11 protein-coding genes are annotated in these 17,017 nt (G+C 75.2%); 10 read left to right on the forward strand and 1 reads right to left on the reverse strand.

Annotated elements, in window-relative coordinates; all coding sequences use genetic code 11:
• The first annotated feature begins 4 nt into the window (after positions 1-4).
• Positions 5-349, forward strand: a complete 345-nt coding sequence (locus tag AB0Q99_RS13925; RefSeq protein ID WP_363571314.1) for a TadE family type IV pilus minor pilin — start codon at positions 5-7, stop codon at positions 347-349.
• A complete protein-coding gene (locus tag AB0Q99_RS13930; RefSeq protein WP_363571316.1) occupies positions 337-906 on the forward strand; it encodes an Rv3654c family TadE-like protein in 570 nt (189 codons plus the stop codon). Before AB0Q99_RS13925 ends, AB0Q99_RS13930 begins: the two co-directional genes overlap by 13 nt.
• Here AB0Q99_RS13930 and AB0Q99_RS13935 read toward each other — a convergent pair.
• Positions 901-3,393 (reverse strand): DEAD/DEAH box helicase, encoded by a 2,493-nt coding sequence (locus tag AB0Q99_RS13935; RefSeq protein WP_363571318.1) that lies wholly within the window; start codon positions 3,391-3,393, stop codon positions 901-903. The two genes, AB0Q99_RS13930 and AB0Q99_RS13935, sit on opposite strands and share 6 nt — an antisense overlap.
• Before the next feature lie 222 nt (positions 3,394-3,615).
• On the opposite strand from AB0Q99_RS13935, the gene bldG reads away from it, so the two are divergent.
• The 8 genes from bldG to AB0Q99_RS13975 all read left to right on the forward strand — a co-directional run bounded on the left by bldG (position 3,616) and on the right by AB0Q99_RS13975 (position 16,750).
• Entirely contained in the window at positions 3,616-3,957 is a 342-nt protein-coding gene (bldG, locus tag AB0Q99_RS13940) for an anti-sigma factor antagonist BldG (protein WP_049659132.1), read from the forward strand.
• 161 nt (positions 3,958-4,118) lie between these two features.
• Positions 4,119-4,538 (forward strand): ATP-binding protein, encoded by a 420-nt coding sequence (locus AB0Q99_RS13945; protein ID WP_363571320.1) that lies wholly within the window; start codon positions 4,119-4,121, stop codon positions 4,536-4,538.
• 286 nt (positions 4,539-4,824) lie between these two features.
• Complete coding sequence (locus AB0Q99_RS13950; RefSeq protein ID WP_363571322.1) at positions 4,825-5,589, forward strand: hypothetical protein; 765 nt, start codon at positions 4,825-4,827, stop codon at positions 5,587-5,589.
• A gap of 324 nt (positions 5,590-5,913) precedes the next feature.
• Positions 5,914-7,446, forward strand: a complete 1,533-nt coding sequence (locus tag AB0Q99_RS13955; RefSeq protein WP_363571324.1) for a methyltransferase — start codon at positions 5,914-5,916, stop codon at positions 7,444-7,446.
• A 228-nt stretch (positions 7,447-7,674) separates the two neighbouring features.
• Positions 7,675-8,133: a DUF3592 domain-containing protein gene (locus AB0Q99_RS13960; RefSeq protein WP_363571326.1), complete on the forward strand. Its 459-nt coding sequence runs from the start codon at positions 7,675-7,677 to the stop codon at positions 8,131-8,133.
• Positions 8,134-8,602: 469 nt separating this feature from the next.
• Positions 8,603-11,485 (forward strand): type I DNA topoisomerase, encoded by a 2,883-nt coding sequence (topA, locus tag AB0Q99_RS13965; protein ID WP_363571328.1) that lies wholly within the window; start codon positions 8,603-8,605, stop codon positions 11,483-11,485.
• Positions 11,486-11,779: 294 nt separating this feature from the next.
• On the forward strand, positions 11,780-15,250 hold the full coding sequence (gene tmk / locus AB0Q99_RS13970; protein WP_363571330.1) for a dTMP kinase: 3,471 nt from the start codon (positions 11,780-11,782) through the stop codon (positions 15,248-15,250).
• A gap of 288 nt (positions 15,251-15,538) precedes the next feature.
• Complete coding sequence (locus tag AB0Q99_RS13975; RefSeq protein WP_363571669.1) at positions 15,539-16,750, forward strand: DNA polymerase III subunit delta'; 1,212 nt, start codon at positions 15,539-15,541, stop codon at positions 16,748-16,750.
• The last annotated feature ends 267 nt before the right edge of the window (positions 16,751-17,017 follow it).

Genomic DNA, 17,017 nt, shown 5'->3' on the forward strand with positions numbered 1-17,017 from the left:
GGCGGTGGCCCTGCCGGCGCTCGTCCTGCTCGCCGCGATGCTGATCTGGGGCGTGCTCGCGGCGGCGGCGCAGATCCGCTGCGTGGACGCCGCCCGGGTCGGCGCCAGGGCGGCCGCGCGCGGGGAGGCGGACGCCGTCGAACTCGCCCGCGCGGCGGCCCCGGCGGGTGCGCGGGTCCGGCTGACGCCGACGGCCGACACCGTACGGGTGGACGTGGACGCGCCGTGTGCGGCGCCGGGCAGGCTCGGCGGAGTGCTCGCGGTGCGGGTCGCCGCGACGGCCGTGGCGGCGCGGGAGGACGTGCTGGTGGCAACTGCGGAGGGAGGTGGCGGTCCGTGGCCGTCCTGACCGGGTCGGCGGGCCCTGCCGGGCGGACTGCCCTGTCCGGGGCGGCTGTTCCGGCCGGGCGGACTGTCCGGGCCGGGCTGCGGGCGGCGCTGGATCGGGTGGTCCGGGCCCGTGCGGGGCGGGCGGCGGCGGGCGGGCGAGGGCCGGACACCGGCTCGGCGACGGTCTGGTTGCTCGCGCTGGCGGTGCTGGGCACGGCGGTGTTCGCCGCGACTCTCGCGGTCGGATCGGTGGTCGTCGCCCGGCACCGGGCCGAGTCGGCCGCCGATCTCGCGGCCCTCGCGGCGGCGGACCGGCTGCTGCTGGATCCGGACGGCGGCTGCGCCCGGGCCATGGGGATCGCCGCGGCCCAGGGCGCGGACCTGGTGTCCTGCGGGGTGGACCGGTCGTCGGACGCCGTCGAGGTGGTGGCCGAGGTGAGGGCCGGCGGCCTCCCGGTGCGCCTGCCGGTAGGCCCGGCGCGGGCGAGGGCCCGGGCCGGGCCGGTACGGGCGCCGGTCAGCGTCGCCGAGGACGGCCCCGGCGACGCCCCGGGTGGTGCGGCGGCGGCCTCATGACCCGGCCGACGTCCCACCGTCCGGGCCCACGCCACCGTCCGGGCCCACTCCACCGTCCGGGCCTGTCCCGGCACCTGCTGCCTCCGCCGACTCGGGCGCCTCCGATCCGGCGCCGCCTGCCCCGGCGTCGCCCGCCCTGGTGCTCGGTGTCGCCCCGGGATCCGTCGCCGCGCTCCCGGGTGCTCCGGCCAGCAGGACGTCCAGCAGGCGGACGGCGGCCGCCTTGTCCAGCGGGTCGTTCCCGTTGCCGCACTTGGGGGACTGCACGCAGGACGGGCAGCCGCGCTCGCACTCACAGGAGGCGATCGCCGCGCGGGTGGCCGTCAGCCACTCGACCGCCCGCTGGAAGCCGCGTTCGGCGAAGCCGGCCCCGCCCGGGTGGCCGTCGTAGACGAACACGGTCGGCAGCCCGGTGTCCGGGTGCAGCGGGACGGAGACGCCGCCGATGTCCCACCGGTCGCAGGTGGCGAACAGCGGCAGCAGACCGATCGAGGCGTGCTCGGCGGCGTGGGCGGCGCCGGGCAGCTGGTCGGGCGGGATGTCCGCGTCCAGCAGCTGGTCCTCGGTGACGGTCCACCAGACCGCGCGGGTGCGCAGCGTGCGGGGCGGCAGGTCGAGCTTGGTCTCGCCCAGGATCTCCCCGGTGGAGATCCGCTTCCGGAGGTAGCCGACCACCTGGTTGACCACCTTCACCGAGCCGAAGGTGAGCCGGCCCTCGCCCCAGTCGACGGTGGTGTCGGTGTCGAGGACGGAGACGGAGGTGATGTCGCGGGCGGCCGTGGTGTACGGCGGATCGGCCGGTTCGACCAGGGCGGCCGAGTTCTCCAGGTCGAGCTCCCGGACCAGGTAGGTGCGGCCCTGGTGGAGGTGGACGGCCCCGGTGTGGACGGTGGTGTGCGCGGCCGCGGCGTCCACCGTGCCGAGCAGTCGGCCGGTGTCGGCCTCGACGATCTGCACCGGGCTGCCGCCGCTGCCGCGCAGGTCGACCGCGTCGGCCGCGCGTTCACGGCGGGTCCAGTACCAGCCGTCACCGCGCCGGCGCAGCAGGCCGCGGCGTTCCAGGACCGGCAGCAGCGGGGCGGCGGACGGCCCGAACAGCTCCAGGTCGGCGTCGGTGAGCGGGAGTTCGGCGGCGGCCGCGCAGAGGTGCGGGGCGAGCACGTGCGGGTTGTCGGGGTCGAGCACGGTGGCCTCGACGGGCGCCGCGAACAGCGCCTCCGGGTGGTGCACCAGGTAGGTGTCCAGCGGGTCGTCCCGGGCGATCAGGACGGCCAGCGCGCCCTGGGCCTCTCGTCCCGCGCGGCCCGCCTGCTGCCAGAGCGAGGCCCGGGTGCCCGGGTAGCCGGCGATCAGGACGGCGTCGAGGCCGGAGATGTCGACGCCGAGTTCGAGGGCGGAGGTGGAGGCGAGGCCGAGCAGTCGGCCGGTGTGCAGGGCGCGCTCCAGGGCGCGGCGTTCGTCGGCCAGGTAGCCGCCGCGGTAGGCGGCCACCCGGTCGGCGAGTGGTCGGCCGAGCTGGTCCTGGGTCTGGAGGGCGACGAGTTCGGCCGCACGGCGGGAGCGGACGAAGACGACGGTGCGGATCTCCCGCTCGACCAGATCGGTGAGCAGGTGCGCCGCTTCGGCGGTGGCGGTGCGGCGGACGGGCGCGCCGTGTTCGCCGACGTTCTCGGTCAGCGGCGGTTCCCAGAGGCCGAAGACCATCGGCCCGCGCGGCGAGGCGTCCTCGGTGACGGCCACCGAGGGCAGGCCGGTGAGGCGCTGGGCGGTCGCGGCCGGGTCGGCGGTGGTGGCGGAGGCCAGCAGGAAGGTGGGTGACGATCCGTAACGGGCGCACACGCGGCGCAGCCGGCGCAGCACCTGGGCGACGTGCGAGCCGAACACGCCCCGGTAGCTGTGGCACTCGTCGACGACCACGTAGCGCAGCGCCTTGAGGAAGGAGGACCAGCGGGCGTGCCCGGGCAGGATGCCCCGGTGCAGCATGTCCGGGTTGGTGAGCACGTAGGAGGCGTACTGGCGGACCCACTCGCGCTCCTCGGGCGGGGTGTCGCCGTCGTACAGGGCGGCGCGGACCCTCGGCGGGGCGAGTTCGGCGGCCCGGCGGCGCTGGTCGGCGGCGAGGGCCTTGGTCGGCGCCAGGTAGAGCGCGGTGGCGCCGCGGCCGTTGCGGGCCTCGGTGCCGTCCAGCAGGTCGCTGAGCACCGGGGTCAGGTAGCCCAGCGACTTGCCCGAGGCGGTGCCTGTGGCGATCACCACAGTCTGACCGCATTTCGCCAGGTTCATGGCTTCTGCCTGGTGCGCCCAGGGCTGCTCCACCCCGACCGCGCGGGCCGAGGCCACGATCTCCGGACGGATCGACTCGGGCCAGGTGGAATAACGCGCAGGTCGGGCGGGAAGGTGCTCCGTATGGGTGAGCCGGTCAGACCGCCCCCGGCCGTCGGTCAGGGTCGCGAGCAGTGCCTCGGGCAGGCTGTGTCGGGGCGGCATGAGGACCCAGTGTGTCACCGGCGTGACGGAGAATCGTCGTAAGCCATCGTGCGGGCATGGTCGCAGGTGGTTGAATGTGGCCGTGACGGCCGTACGGCCGTGGGTCGCAGCGCTGAGGCTTGCCACGCGTTGGCTGGGCGCGCCCGGGCTCGCGACCATGCGGTGGCGGCCGTCCGGCCGAGGATCGCACATGACGTAGCAAGGCAAGGTGCTGGAGGTTCCGTGGACCTGTCCCTGTCGACCCGTTCAGTCGGCGATCGCACGGTCGTCGAGGTTGGCGGCGAGATCGATGTGTACACCGCCCCGAAGCTGCGGGAGCAGCTGGTCGAGCTCGTCAACGACGGCAAGTACCACCTCGTCGTCGACATGGAGGGCGTTGACTTCCTCGACTCGACCGGCCTGGGTGTGCTGGTGGGTGGTCTGAAGCGGGTGCGCGCCCACGAGGGCTCGCTGCGCCTCGTCTGCAACCAGGAGCGCATCCTGAAGATCTTCCGCATCACCGGCTTGACCAAGGTCTTCCCGATCCACACCTCGGTGGACGACGCGGTCAACGCGACCGACTGACGCGGCCGGGCCGGCCCCCGTGGCCGGCCCGCCCCGTTTTCCTCGCGTCCGGGGTGCCTGGGCCGGTGCGGCCCGGTGCCTCCCGGCCGCAACTGGGCCGGTCCAGCCGGCCCGTAGGGGCCGTACTTCCGGTCCCGGTCGGAGCACCCCGAGGGGGAGAGATGGCAACCGTCGAACTTCGATTCAGCGCGCTTCCCGAGCACGTGCGGACGGCCAGGCTGGTCGCCGCGGCCGTCGCCAGACGGGCCGGGGTCGACGAGTCGGTGCTCGACGAGGTACGGCTCGCGGTCGGCGAGGCGTGTTCCCGCGCGGTCGGCCTGCACCAGCGGGGCGGCATCGGCGGCACGGTCAGGGTTGCCCTGACCGATCAGGAGAAGCGTTTCCTCATCGAGGTCGAGGACGAGGCCGGCCCCACCGCCGCCCCGGCCTCCGACGCCGACGAGGGCGGCGAGCCGGACGAGGACACCCTGGGCCTCGCCGTGATCACCGGCCTGGTCGAGGAGCTTGAGGTCACCAACGGCACGGGCGGTGGCCTGATCCGGATGAGCTGGCCGGTTTCGGTCGCCTCCGTCGCGGTCTGAGGCCGCTTCCGCACGCGATCGGGGTCCCGTCCCCGGGCCTGCGTCGACAAACCGTCGAGCGTTGATGGTTCACCACTTCCGTTCCGTCGCGACCGGGTCGGGTTCGATCGCCGATCAGGCCTCGTCGCGGCAGCGGAAGTGACAAGAGGACGTCGTGCGGAGCCGCGTTCCGCGGTCGGCCGGACGGACGCGTCGGGCCGGGGGAACAGGAAGCGGGAACCGGGAAGCGGGAACCGGCCGTGTAGGTTCGACGACCGATGACGACCGAACCGAAAGGCTTCTCCCGGTGAACAAGCGACTGCTGGCCGTACCCGCCCTCGGCGTGCTGCTGGCGTTCGGCGCCGTCGGCTGCGGCGGCGACGACAACAGCAAGCAGCTGGAGTCCTGGGCGTCGAACGTCTGCGGCGCGGCCAAGGACCCGATCGCGCAGGCCCAGGCCGCGCTCGCCGACACCGGCCAGGTGAAGACCGGCGAGGCCCCGGCCGACCTGCAGAAGCGGCTCTCCACGGACATCGGGCGGCTGGCCAAGACCAACCAGGACATCGCGTCCGCCGTCGACGGCGCCGGCGCGCCCAAGGTGCAGGACGGCGCGACCCTGCAGAAGGACACCGTCGACGAGCTGAAGAAGGCGGCCGACGGCTACCAGGAGGTCCAGAAGAAGCTGGACGCGCTGCCCAACAACGACCAGGCGAAGTTCGCCGACGGGCTGCGCAGCGTCGCCGACCAGGTGCAGCAGCTGGCCTCGCTCTCCACCCAGGCGCAGAGCAAGCTGCAGCGCGGCGACCTCGGCGTCGCGATGTCCAAGCAGGAGGGCTGCAAGCCGTCCCAGGCCACCGCACCGGCAGCTGCCCCGACCAGCGGCGCCAGCACCGGCGCGAGCGGTACCCCGGCGCCCGCCGGTGCGGGCACGAACCCGACCCCCGGCGCGACCGACACCCCGAGCGCCCCCGCCACCACTCCGGCGGCTGGTGCGACCGGTTCTGCCGCTCCCACGGCCGGTGCCGGCACTCCGGCCGCCCCGGCCACCACCCCGGCCCCGGCCGCGAGCTGACCGGGGGCCGAGCCCGCCGCACGGCCCATCGGCCCATCGGCCCATCGGCGGTTCGGCGGTTCGGCGTAAAAGGGGGGACAGACGCGTCAGCAGCCGGTGCCGCTCACAGGAGCGGCACCGGCCGCCACGTGGTGCGTGCCGTGGGGCACGGGAGCGAGCGCCGTCGGGTCCGAGCGCTCCGGGCGGCTCCGAGCGCTCCGGGCGTACAAGCGGGCGTGCGGAGGCCCGATAGGGCGCGCGCGGAGGCTCGGGCTCCCGACGGGACGCTCAGGGCGGGCGGGCCCGGAGGCGGGCGGCGGGGGATCGGCGGGGGACAATGGCGGGGTGATCAGTAGCCCCGTTCTCGACCCGACCCGCCTCGCCAAGCTGCGCGAGGCGCTGCTCGCCGCCTCGTTCACCGCCGACGGGTGCCTGGACCTGCTCGGGCCCACCGGCTACGCGGCGCTGGCCCGCAGCGAGGCGGTTCCGGCGCTGCGTGCGACGCGCGGTGGCAGCCCCTTGGAGACGCTGGTGCGGCTGTTCCTGCTGCAGCAGCCGGTGCCGTACCAGGCGGCCGCCGCGGCGCTGCCGGTGGAGGACTGCCTGGCGGACGGCTGGCTGCGCCCGGACGGGGACCTGGTGCGCGCCACCGTCGACGTCCGGCCGTACGCCAACGAGGTGGCCGGGCTGCCCAGTTCGGATGCCTGGGTGGTCTCCGACCTGGGCTGCGCGGTGGGCGGCGCGGGCGGCATCGGCTCCGGTGAGACCGCCCACGGGGTGGCCCGCAAGGACCTGGTGCTGGGCGTCGGCGGTGCCTCCACCACGCTGGCCAACATCACCGTGCGACGCTCGGTGCGGGCCGCCCTGGACCTCGGCGCTGGCTCCGGCGTGCAGGCGCTGCACGCGGCCCGGCACGCCGGTTCGGTCACCGCCACCGACCTCAATCCGCGTGCGCTGCGCTTCACCGAGCTGACCCTGGCGCTGTCCGGTTTCGAGCACACCGAGGTGCTCTCCGGCAGCCTCTTCGAGCCGGTCGGGGAGCGGAAGTTCGACCTGATCGTCTCCAACCCGCCGTTCGTCATCTCGCCGACCGGCCGGTTCACCTACCGGGACGGCGGCATGGCCGGCGACGACCTGTGCCGCAGCCTGGTCCGCTCCGCCGCCGACCACCTGGAGCCCGGCGGCTACTGCCAGTTGCTCGCCAACTGGCAGCACGTTCGGGGCGAGGACTGGCAGGAGCGGCTGGCCGGCTGGGTCGCGGGCACCGGACTGGACGCCTGGGTCGTCCAGCGCGAGGTCCAGGACGTGTCCCAGTACGCCGAGTTGTGGCTGCGCGACGGCGGTGACCACCGCGGCCCCGGCGGTGACTACCAGGCCCGCTACGGCGAGTGGCTGGACGCCTTCGAGGCGGGCCGGGTCGAGGGCATCGGCATGGGCTGGATCACCCTGCGGGCGGGCGGCGCCGAGCGGCCGACCGTCCGGGTCGAGGAGTGGCCGCACCCGGTGGAGCAGCCGCTCGGCCCGCACATCGAGGCCTGGTTCGACCGGCAGGACTTCCTCCGCTCGCACGACGACGCGGGCCTGCTCGCGGCCCGCTACGTGCTGGCCGACGAGGTGGTCCAGGAGCAGGTCGGCGTGCCCGGCGCGGAGGACCCGGAGCACGTGATCCTGCGTCACAACCGGGGCATGCGAAGGGCCACCAAGGTGGACACGGTGGGGGCCGGCTTCGTGGGCGTCTGCGACGGGACGCTGGCGGCGGGCGAGATCGTGGACGCCATCGCGCAGCTGCTCGGCGAGGACCGGGTGGTCCTGCGCGACCGGGTGCCGGAGTCGCTGCGGCTGCTGGTCGAGCAGGGGTTCATCGACCCGGTCCGCTGAGCCGGGGCTGCCCCGACGGGCCGGTCCGCCGACGTCGGTCCGCCGACGCCTCCGGACCGGTCCGACGACGCCGGTCCATCCGCCGCCGACCCGGCCCGCCGGAGCCGGTTCACCCGCCCGTACTCCCTGGTTCGTCCGGCGGTCTCTGAACGGCTGCCCCCCGTTGGCCCTCCACTGTGAGGCTCTGTCCACAGGCTGTGGACAGAGCTGGGGAGCCGGGGGCCAGGGGTGGACACGACGACGGCGACGGTGGGTGGGCTGGTGCTCGCCCTCTTCGGTGGCGTGCTGCTGCTCTGGTGCGCCGCCGAAGTGCGCCTTCGCCACCGGGTGCGCCGCCAGGGCGTGGCGGTGGTGGCCACGGTGATGGCCGAGGACGACGTGCACGGGCAGCTGGACAGCGCGCCGCTGCTGTCCTTCTCGGTGCCGCCCGCGGTCGGCGGTGCCGGCGCGTGCCGGATCGGGGGGCTCGTGCTCACCCGTCCGCGCGGGCACACCCCGCTGCGCCGTCCGGAGCGCTTCGCGCCCGGTGCCCCGGTGCGGATCTGCTACGACCCGGAGCGGCCGAGCCGGGTGGTGCTGGCGGCCGGCGAGATCGGGCGGGGGTTCGTCGTCGACCTGCTCTGGAGCGCCCTGGGGGTGGCCTGTCTGGCGGCGGGTGCCGGGCTGCTGACCGCGGTCGGCGGCTGAGCGGTACGCCCGCTCCCGAGGACGTTCCCCCGCGCCTTCGACCACACCGCCGAGGCCTTCGACCACACCGCCGAGGCCTTCGACCACACCGCCGAGCACACCCTTCGGCCACCTACTCGACCACATCCTCGGCCAAGCCCTCGGCCACGCCGTCGACGGCCGCCCGCCGGCCCGTCGATTTTCCGTTGACAGATCTTGAAATCCGTCATTCCATCCTCCGGAACCTGCCGAAGCCCCCCTCCACGGGGCGCGAACCTCCGTCATCGGGTTACCGTTCGAGTGGCGTCGGTGAGCCCGGCAAGTGAAAAAGCGGGATCCGTCCGTTTGACAAGGGTGGCCGGGGTACGGTCACACTCCGCTGGTGGGGTGTCGTGCAGCGGCGGCCCCGGGACGGTGGAGGGGTCGGGCGGAGCGCAGCCCGTGCTGCCGCGCCGACCAGCCACATAAGGACCGGGAGAGAAGAGCGAAGGTGTCCCCGAGCAGCGAGACCGCGCACGGACAGCGACTCGTCATTGTCGAGTCGCCGGCCAAGGCGAAGACGATCAAGGGCTACCTTGGCCCCGGCTACATCGTCGAGGCGAGCGTCGGGCACATCCGCGACCTCCCCAGCACCGCAGCCGAGGTGCCGGACAAGTACACCGGCGAGGTGCGCCGCCTCGGGGTGGACGTCGACCACGACTTCGCGCCCATCTACGTGGTCAACGCGGACAAGAAGTCCCAGGTCAGCAAGTTGAAGTCGCTGCTCGCGGAGTCCGACGAGCTCTTCCTCGCCACCGATGAGGACCGCGAGGGCGAGGCCATCGCGTGGCACCTGCAGCAGGTGCTCAAGCCCAAGGTGCCGGTGCACCGGATGGTGTTCCACGAGATCACCAAGTCGGCGATCCAGGAGGCCGTGGCCAACCCGCGCGAGCTCAACCAGCGCCTGGTCGACGCCCAGGAGACCCGCCGCATCCTCGACCGCCTCTACGGCTTCGAGGTCTCGCCGGTGCTGTGGAAGAAGGTCATGCCGAAGCTGTCGGCGGGCCGCGTGCAGTCCGTCGCGACCCGGCTGGTGGTCGAGCGCGAGCGCGAGCGGATGGCCTTCCGCACCGCCTCGTACTGGGACCTGGTCGGCACCTTCGGCACCGGTCGCACCCCGGCCGACGCCGCCAACCCGGAGACCTTCGGCGCCCGGCTCGCCGCGGTCGACGGCAAGCGGATCGCCAGCGGTCGCGACTTCGGCCCGGACGGCCGGCTGAAGGCCGGCAGCGCCAACAGCCTGCACCTGGACGAGCAGGCCGCCCGGCAGCTGGCCACCGCCCTGGAGCGGACCGCGTTCAGCGTCCGCAGCGTCGAGTCCAAGCCCTACCGCCGCTCCCCGTACGCGCCGTTCCGGACCACGACGCTCCAGCAGGAGGCCAGCCGCAAGCTGGGCTTCGGCGCCAAGCGGACCATGCAGGTGGCCCAGAAGCTGTACGAGAACGGCTTCATCACCTATATGCGCACCGACTCCACCACGCTGTCGGACACCGCGGTCTCCGCCGCCCGCGCCCAGGTCACCCAGCTGTACGGCGCCGACTACCTGCCGGACGCCCCGCGCACCTACGCCAGCAAGGTCAAGAACGCGCAGGAGGCGCACGAGGCCGTCCGCCCCTCCGGCGACCGCTTCCGCACCCCCGCCGAGACCGGCCTGACCGGCGACGACTTCAGGCTCTACGAGCTGATCTGGATGCGCACCGTCGCCTCCCAGATGAAGGACGCGGTCGGCCAGTCCGTCACCGTCCGGGTCGGCGGCACCTCCGCCGACGGCCGGGACGTCGAGTTCTCCGCCTCCGGCAAGATCATCACCTTCCACGGCTTCCTCAAGGCCTACGTCGAGGGCGCCGACGACCCGAACGCCGAGCTCGACGACCGCGAGCGCCGGCTGCCGCAGGTCTCCCAGGGCGACCCGCTGGGCGCCGAGCGGATCACCCCGGAGGGCCACGCCACCAAGCCGCCGGCCCGCTACACCGAGGCCTCGCTGGTCAAGGAGCTGGAGGACCGCGAGATCGGCCGCCCCTCCACCTACGCGTCGATCATCGACACGATCATCCAGCGCCGGTACGTCTTCAAGAAGGGGACGGCGCTCGTCCCGTCGTTCCTCTCCTTCGCGGTGGTCAACCTGCTGGAGAAGCACTTCGGCCGGCTGGTCGACTACGACTTCACCGCCAGGATGGAGGACGACCTCGACCGCATCGCGGCCGGTGAGGCGCAGTCCGTGCCGTGGCTGAAGCGCTTCTACTTCGGCGAGGGCGAAGGCGAGGGCCTCGCGGCCGGCGGCGCCGCCGAAGCCGGCAACGGTGACGGCGACCACCTGGGCGGTCTGAAGGAACTGGTCACCGACCTCGGCGCGATCGACGCCCGGGAGATCAGCTCGTTCCGGGTCAGCGACGACATCACCCTGCGGGTCGGCCGCTACGGCCCGTACGTCGAGCGCGCCTCCGCCGTCGAGGGCGAGCCCGGCCAGCGCGCCGACATCCCGGACGAGCTGCCGCCGGACGAGCTCACCGTCGAGCTGGCCGAGGAACTGCTGGCCAAGCCCAGTGGCGACTTCGAGCTCGGCCCGGACCCGGTCAGCGGCAACATGCTGGTCGCCAAGGACGGCCGCTACGGCCCGTACGTGACCGAGATCCTGCCCGAGGGCACGCCCAAGACCGGCAAGAACGCGGTCAAGCCGCGCACCGCCTCGCTGTTCAAGACGATGTCGCTGGACACCGTCACCCTGGAGGACGCGCTGCGGCTGCTCTCGCTGCCGCGCGTGGTCGGTACCGACGCCGAGGGCGCGGAGATCACCGCGCAGAACGGCCGCTACGGCCCGTACCTCAAGCGCGGCACCGACTCCCGCTCGCTCACCAGCGAGGACCAGCTCTTCACGATCACCCTCGACGAGGCGCTGGCGATCTACGCCCAGCCCAAGCAGCGCGGCCGGGCCGCCGCCGCCCCGCCGCTCAAGGAGCTGGGCAACGACCCGGTCAGCGAGCGCCCGGTGGTGGTCAAGGACGGCCGCTTCGGCCCGTACGTGACCGACGGCGAGACCAACGCGACGCTCCGCAAGGACGACGACGTCGAGACCATCACGCCGGAGCGCGGCTACGAGCTGCTCGCCGAGAAGCGGGCGCGCGGACCGGTGAAGAAGGCGGCGAAGAAGGCCCCGGCGAAGAAGACGGCGGCCAAGAAGGCGACCGCGACCAAGACCGCGGCCACCAAGACCGCGGCCGCGAAGAAGACCGCTGCCAAGAAGACCACCACCAAGACGGCGGCGGCGAAGAAGACGACTGCGGCGGCGGCCAAGAAGACCACCGCGAGCAAGACCACGGCGACCGACGAGGGCTGATCCCCGGTCACCGCCGACGGGCCCGTGCCCCCGATCCCGGGGGTGCGGGCCCGCGCGTTGTCGCGTGTCGTCGTGGGCGGGGAAGCGGGGCGGGAAGCGGGCGGGCGGCGGGTGGGTGGTGCGCCGGTCGGCAGCCGGGTGGTGCGCCGGGAAGCGGGCGGGTGGTGCGCCGGGCGGTGGGCGGACGGCAGCCGGGCGGGGATCTGTGCGGGGAACGTCACAACCCGGTGATGAGCGGGATCCGGAAGCCCGTTCACCACAATCCGGCCAGGCCTCGCCCGCTACGCTGACCGTATGACGAGCGAGGAGCAGCCCACCCCCAGCGCCGCCCCGGCTGCCAGAGCCGCGACGCCCGACCTGCCCGAGGTCGCGCCCGCCGGGACCCCGGTGGACCGGGCCCGGGCACTGCTGCGGACACGCGCCTACCGGCGGCTGTGGACCACCCAGCTGATCGGCGGCACCGCCGACCGGCTCGGCCTGCTGGTGCTGCTCGCGCTCACGGTGATCGCCGCCGCCGTCGACGGCCGGTTCGGCGACCTGCCGCGCAGCCTGGCCTTCGCGAGCGCCGCGGTCCTCGCGGTCCGGGTGGCGGCCACCGGCCTGGTCGGCGTGGCGTTGCTCGGCCCGGTGCACCAGCTGGTCGCGGACAAGCTCGACCGGCGCTGGACGCTGTTCGGAGCCGACGCGCTGCGCGCCCTGCTGATCGGCCTCGCGCCCTGGTGGACCGTCTGGCTGGGCTCCGGCCCGAAGACCTCCGGGGCCGCCACCTACGTCCTGCTCGCGACCGTCTTCGTCACCGGTGCCGCCGAGCGGGTCTGGGGGATCGCCAAGGCCGCCGCCGTCCCCGGCCTGCTGCCGCCGGCCGACCCCTACGCCCCGGCCGTCGAGCGGCGGCCCGCCGCCGCCAACCTGGAGACCGTCCGGGTCGTCGACCGCTTCACCGGCTGGGTCACGCTGCCGCTGGCGGCCGTCGGCCTGGTCGGCCTCACCCTGCTCAACAACATCGGCGCGGCGGTCGGCTCGGACTGGCTCCGCGCCCACCAGCTCACCTTCGCGGCGCTCGGCGCGGCCGGGCTGTTCGTCGCCTCGGCGGTCCGCTGCTACCTCCAGCAGCTGCCCGGCGGCCCGGTGGCCGTCGCCCCGGTCTCCCCGCTGCAGGGCCTGCGCGCCCCGACCGACGCCGCCCCCGGCCCGGCCCTGGGCAAGGGCCGCACCGGCAGCGCCCCGTACTTCACCTTCGCCGTCGCGGCCGGCTTCGCCGCGATGGCGGGCGTCGCCGCGCTCGCGCTGCTCACCGCCGCCGAGCACCGGGCCGGGCCGATCGGCTACGGCCTGCTGGTGCTCGCCGCCACCGGGGGGCCCGCCCTCGGCGCCCGCCTCACCCGGGCCACGCTGCCCTCGCTCTCTCGCCGCCGGCTGCTCGCGCTGGCGCTGCTCGCCCAGGGCGTCGCGCTGATCCTGGCCGGGCTGGTGCTGGACTTCGTCCTGGTCCTGCTGCTCACCGCGCTGGCCGCGCTCGCCGCCGGGATCGTCGTCTCGGCCGGGCGCACCCTGCTCGCCCAGGAGGTCGAGGAGGCCCGGCTGCCGAAGGTCACCGAGCACCTGTTCGCGGTGCTGCGGACCGTGGTCGCCGGCGCGCTGGTCGTTGTCCCGCTGATCGCCGCCGCCTACGGGGACGTCGAGTACGGCGCCGTCGAGCCCGGCTCCTTCACCTTCATCCACGGCGGCGCGGCCCTCGCCGTCGCCACCGCGGGGCTGCTCACGCTGGTGCTCGCCGCCGTCGTGCTGCTGCGCGCCGACGACCGGCGCGGCACCGTGCCCTTCGGCCGGGACCTGCTGGACGCCGTACGCGGCGCCGCCGGCCCGGTGCCGCAGCGCGGCGCGGGCACCGGCTTCTTCATCGCCCTCGAAGGCGGCGACGGCGCCGGCAAGTCCACCCAGGCCCAGGCGCTCGCCGAGTGGATCCGCGGCAAGGGGCACGAGGTCGTGCTCACCCGCGAGCCCGGCGGCAGCCCGGTCGGCCAGCGGCTGCGCGGCCTCGTCCTGGACGTCGGCAACACCGGCCTGTCGCACCGCGCCGAGGCGCTGATCTACGCCGCCGACCGCGCCGAGCACGTCGAGAACGTGATCCGGCCGGCCCTGGCTCGCGGCGCCGTGGTGATCACCGACCGGTACATGGACTCCTCCATCGCCTACCAGGGTGCCGGGCGCGACCTGGCCGCGACCGAGGTCGCCCGGATCTCCCGCTGGGCCACCGGCGGTCTGCTGCCCGACCTGACCGTCGTCCTGGACGTCGACCCGACCCGGGCCCGGGAGCGGTTCACCGAGGCCCTGGACCGGCTGGAGTCCGAGCCGACCGAGTTCCACCAGCGGGTCCGGGCCGGTTTCCTCGCCCTGGCGGCCGCCGACCCGGCGCGCTACCTGGTCGTGGACGGCAGTCAGGCCCCCGGCTTCGTCACCACGGCCATCCGGCACCGGCTCGACCGCGAGCTGCCGCTCTCCGAGCAGGAGAAGGCCGCCCGCGCCGAGCGCGAGCGCCTCGCCCGCGAGGAGGCCGAGCGCCGCGCCGCCGAGGAGGCCCGCAAGAAGGCCGAGGAGGAGGCCGCCGAGCGCAAGCGCCAGGAGGTGCTGGCGCAGCTGCGCGCCGAGCAGGCGGAGAAGGAGCGGCTGGCCAAGGAGGAGGCCGAGCGGGTCGCCGCCGAGGCCCGGCGCAAGGCCGAGGAGGAGGCGCGTCGCCGGGCGGAGGAGGAAGCCGCCCGCCGTGCCGCCGAGGAGGCCGAGCGTCGTGCCGCCGAGCAGGTCCGGCTGGCGGCCGAGGCCGCGGAGCGCAAGCGGATCGCCGAGGAGGAGGCGGCCCAGGCCGAGCTGCAGCGGCAGCGGGAGCTCGCCCGCGAGGAGCAGCGCCGCCGGGCGGAGGAGGCGCTGCAGCGGGCCGAGGAGGCCCGGCTGGCGCAGGCCGCCGCACTGGCTGCCGCGGCTGCGGCGGCCGAGACGGCGGCGCACCGGGCGGCCGAGCGGCCGGGCGCGGCTGCGGGCGGGGCGTCGGTCGGGGATGCCGCGACCACGGAGCTGCGGGCGGTCCGGGAGACTTCGCAGGGCCCGGCCGACGGGCTCGGGGGCGGGCTCGGGGACGAGGCGACGCGAGAGCTGTCGGTGCGGGACCGGCAGGCCGCGGTGCGGGCGGCCGACGCCGTCGAGGCGCGCAAGGCGGCCGGGGCCGCCGGAGCGGTCGACGCGACCGCCAAGCTGCCGGTGGTGCCGGCCTCGGCGGTGGACGAGACGGCCGTGCTGCCGAAGGTGGACGAGACGGCCGTGTTGCCGAAGGTGCTGGCGGAGACCGACCGGACCGAGGTGCTGCCGCGGGTCGAGTCGGGCCGTCCGGTGGACGGCACGCGTGAGCTGCCGGTGGTCGGCGGCGAGCGTGCCGCGGAGCCGCGGCGGCAGGCCCCGGCGCGACCCCAGTCGCCGCCTCAGCCCCAGTCGCCGCCCCAGCCACAGCCGGCGCCCCAGCCGCAGTCGGCCGCTGAGCGGCCCCGGCCGGAGTGGGCCGAGGAGACGCCGATGGACGACCTGCCGAGCCTCACCGACACCCTGCTCGGGTCGCACGACGAGTGGGCGCGTTGGGAGCACGGCGGCCCGCAGGGCGGCGCGGACCCGCGCGGAGGGGACGAGCGGGGCAGGCAGGACAGGTCGGACCGGCCGGACACGGGCGACGACAAGGGCAAGGGCGACGGCAAGGGCCGTCGCTGGGGGCGTCGGGGCTGACCCGGACACGGTGCGGGCGGCGCCGTCGGGGGAGGTCCCCGGCGGCGCCGCCGTGCCGTCGGGCGCCGGTCCCGGGCACCGCTCCGGGCCTGCCCCGGGTGCCGCTCCGGGCCGGTCCCGGGCACCGCTCCCGGACCGGCTCCGGCCAGTGGAGGTCCGGCCGTCCGGAGCGGTCGTCGGCCGCCCGCCGTGACCCGGACGGAGCAGTGGCTGTCGGGGCGGAGACGTATGCTCGACGGCGGGGAAGAGGCGCCACGGGCGCTGCCGTACGGAGCTTGGGAGCAGCAGTTGGCCGTCTGGGACGACCTGGTGGGCCAGGAGCGGGTGGTCGAGCAGCTGACCGCCGCGGCCCGGGCGGCCGGGGCGGCGGTCGAGGCCGGTCGCGGGGCCGCCCCCGTCGAGGGCGTGAACGCCTCCCTGATGACGCACGCCTGGCTGTTCACCGGCCCGCCCGGCGCGGGCCAGGTCACCGCCGCCCGCGCCTTCGCCGCCGCCCTCCAGTGCACCAGCCCGGACCTCGCGCTCGGCGGCACGCCCGGTTGCGGGTTCTGCGACGGCTGCCACACCGTGCTGGCCGGCAGCCACGCGGACGTGAAGTACGTACGGACCGACGGCCTGTCCATCGGCGTGGGCGACATGCGCGCGCTGGTCCTGCGCGCCTCCAGCTACCCGACCGGCGGCCGCTGGTCGGTGATCCTGGTGGACGCCGCACACCGGCTCACCGAGGCAGCCGCGAACGCGCTGCTGAAGGGCGTGGAGGAGCCCTCCCCGCGCACCGTCTGGCTGCTCTGCGCCCCCTCCGTCCAGGACGTGCTGCCGACCATCCGCTCGCGCTGCCGGCTGCTGGTGCTCCGCACCCCCGCCGCCGAGGCGGTCGCCGACACGCTGGTCCGCCGGGACGGCGTCGACCCGGAGACGGCCCGGCTGGCCGCGCTCGCCGGGCAGGGCGACATCGAGCGCTCGCGCCGCCTCGCCGTCGACGAGCAGGCCCGCACCCGCCGGACGGAGGTGCTGCGGATCCCGCTGGAGGTCGGCGACATCGGCGGCTGCCTGACCGCCGCCCAGCGCCTGGTCGACACCGCCAAGGCCGACGCCGAGGCGCTGGCCGAGACCCAGGACGCCAAGGAGACCGACGACCTCAAGGCCGCCTACGGCGCCGCCGAGGGCAGCAAGGCGCCGCGCGGCATGGCCGGGGCGGTCAAGGAGCTGGAGAAGCGGCAGAAGAGCCGGGCCACCCGCACCCGCCGGGAGACCCTCGGGGTCGCTCTGCTCGACCTGCTCGGCTTCTACCGGGACGTGCTCGCGATCCAGCTCGGCTCCACGGGTTCCCTCGCCAACGAGGACCAGCGGCAGGCCCTGAACCGGGTCGCCCAGGCCGGCCCGGCGGAGGGCACGCTGCGCCGGATCGAGGCGGTGCTGGCCTGCCGCGAGGCGCTGGACCGCAACGTGGACCCGCTGCTCGCGGTCGAGGCGATGACGGTGGCCCTGCGCGCGGGCTGAGCCGGCCCGGCCGCGAGCCCCGGGCCGCGAGGCCCGAGGCCCGGCCCCGGGCCTCGTCCAGGCCTCGACTTCAGGGCTGATGGTCGGACTGTCTGATGGGGTGTTCGTCAGGGCGTCCGTCGGGTGTCCGCCGGGCCGCTCCACCGGCCGACGGCCGTACGCCTCCCGGAGCCGGTGCGCTGTCCCACCTTCGAGTGAACGAGCGACACTCGCCGGGCACACCCGCGTGTGACCGTCCGCCGGTTGTGCACGCTGGGGGCCGACTGC

Origin of the sequence: Kitasatospora sp. NPDC086791, assembly GCF_040685975.1 — a bacterium.
GTDB lineage: Bacteria > Actinomycetota > Actinomycetes > Streptomycetales > Streptomycetaceae > Kitasatospora.

Excerpts from the sequence above, each read along its gene's own strand:
- AB0Q99_RS13935 (WP_363571318.1), bottom strand. The coding sequence starts at position 3,393 with ATGCCGCCCCGACACAGCCTGCCCGAGGCACTGCTCGCGACCCTGACC.
- AB0Q99_RS13945 (WP_363571320.1), top strand. The coding sequence starts at position 4,119 with ATGGCAACCGTCGAACTTCGATTCAGCGCGCTTCCCGAGCACGTGCGG.
- tmk (WP_363571330.1), top strand. The coding sequence starts at position 11,780 with ATGACGAGCGAGGAGCAGCCCACCCCCAGCGCCGCCCCGGCTGCCAGA.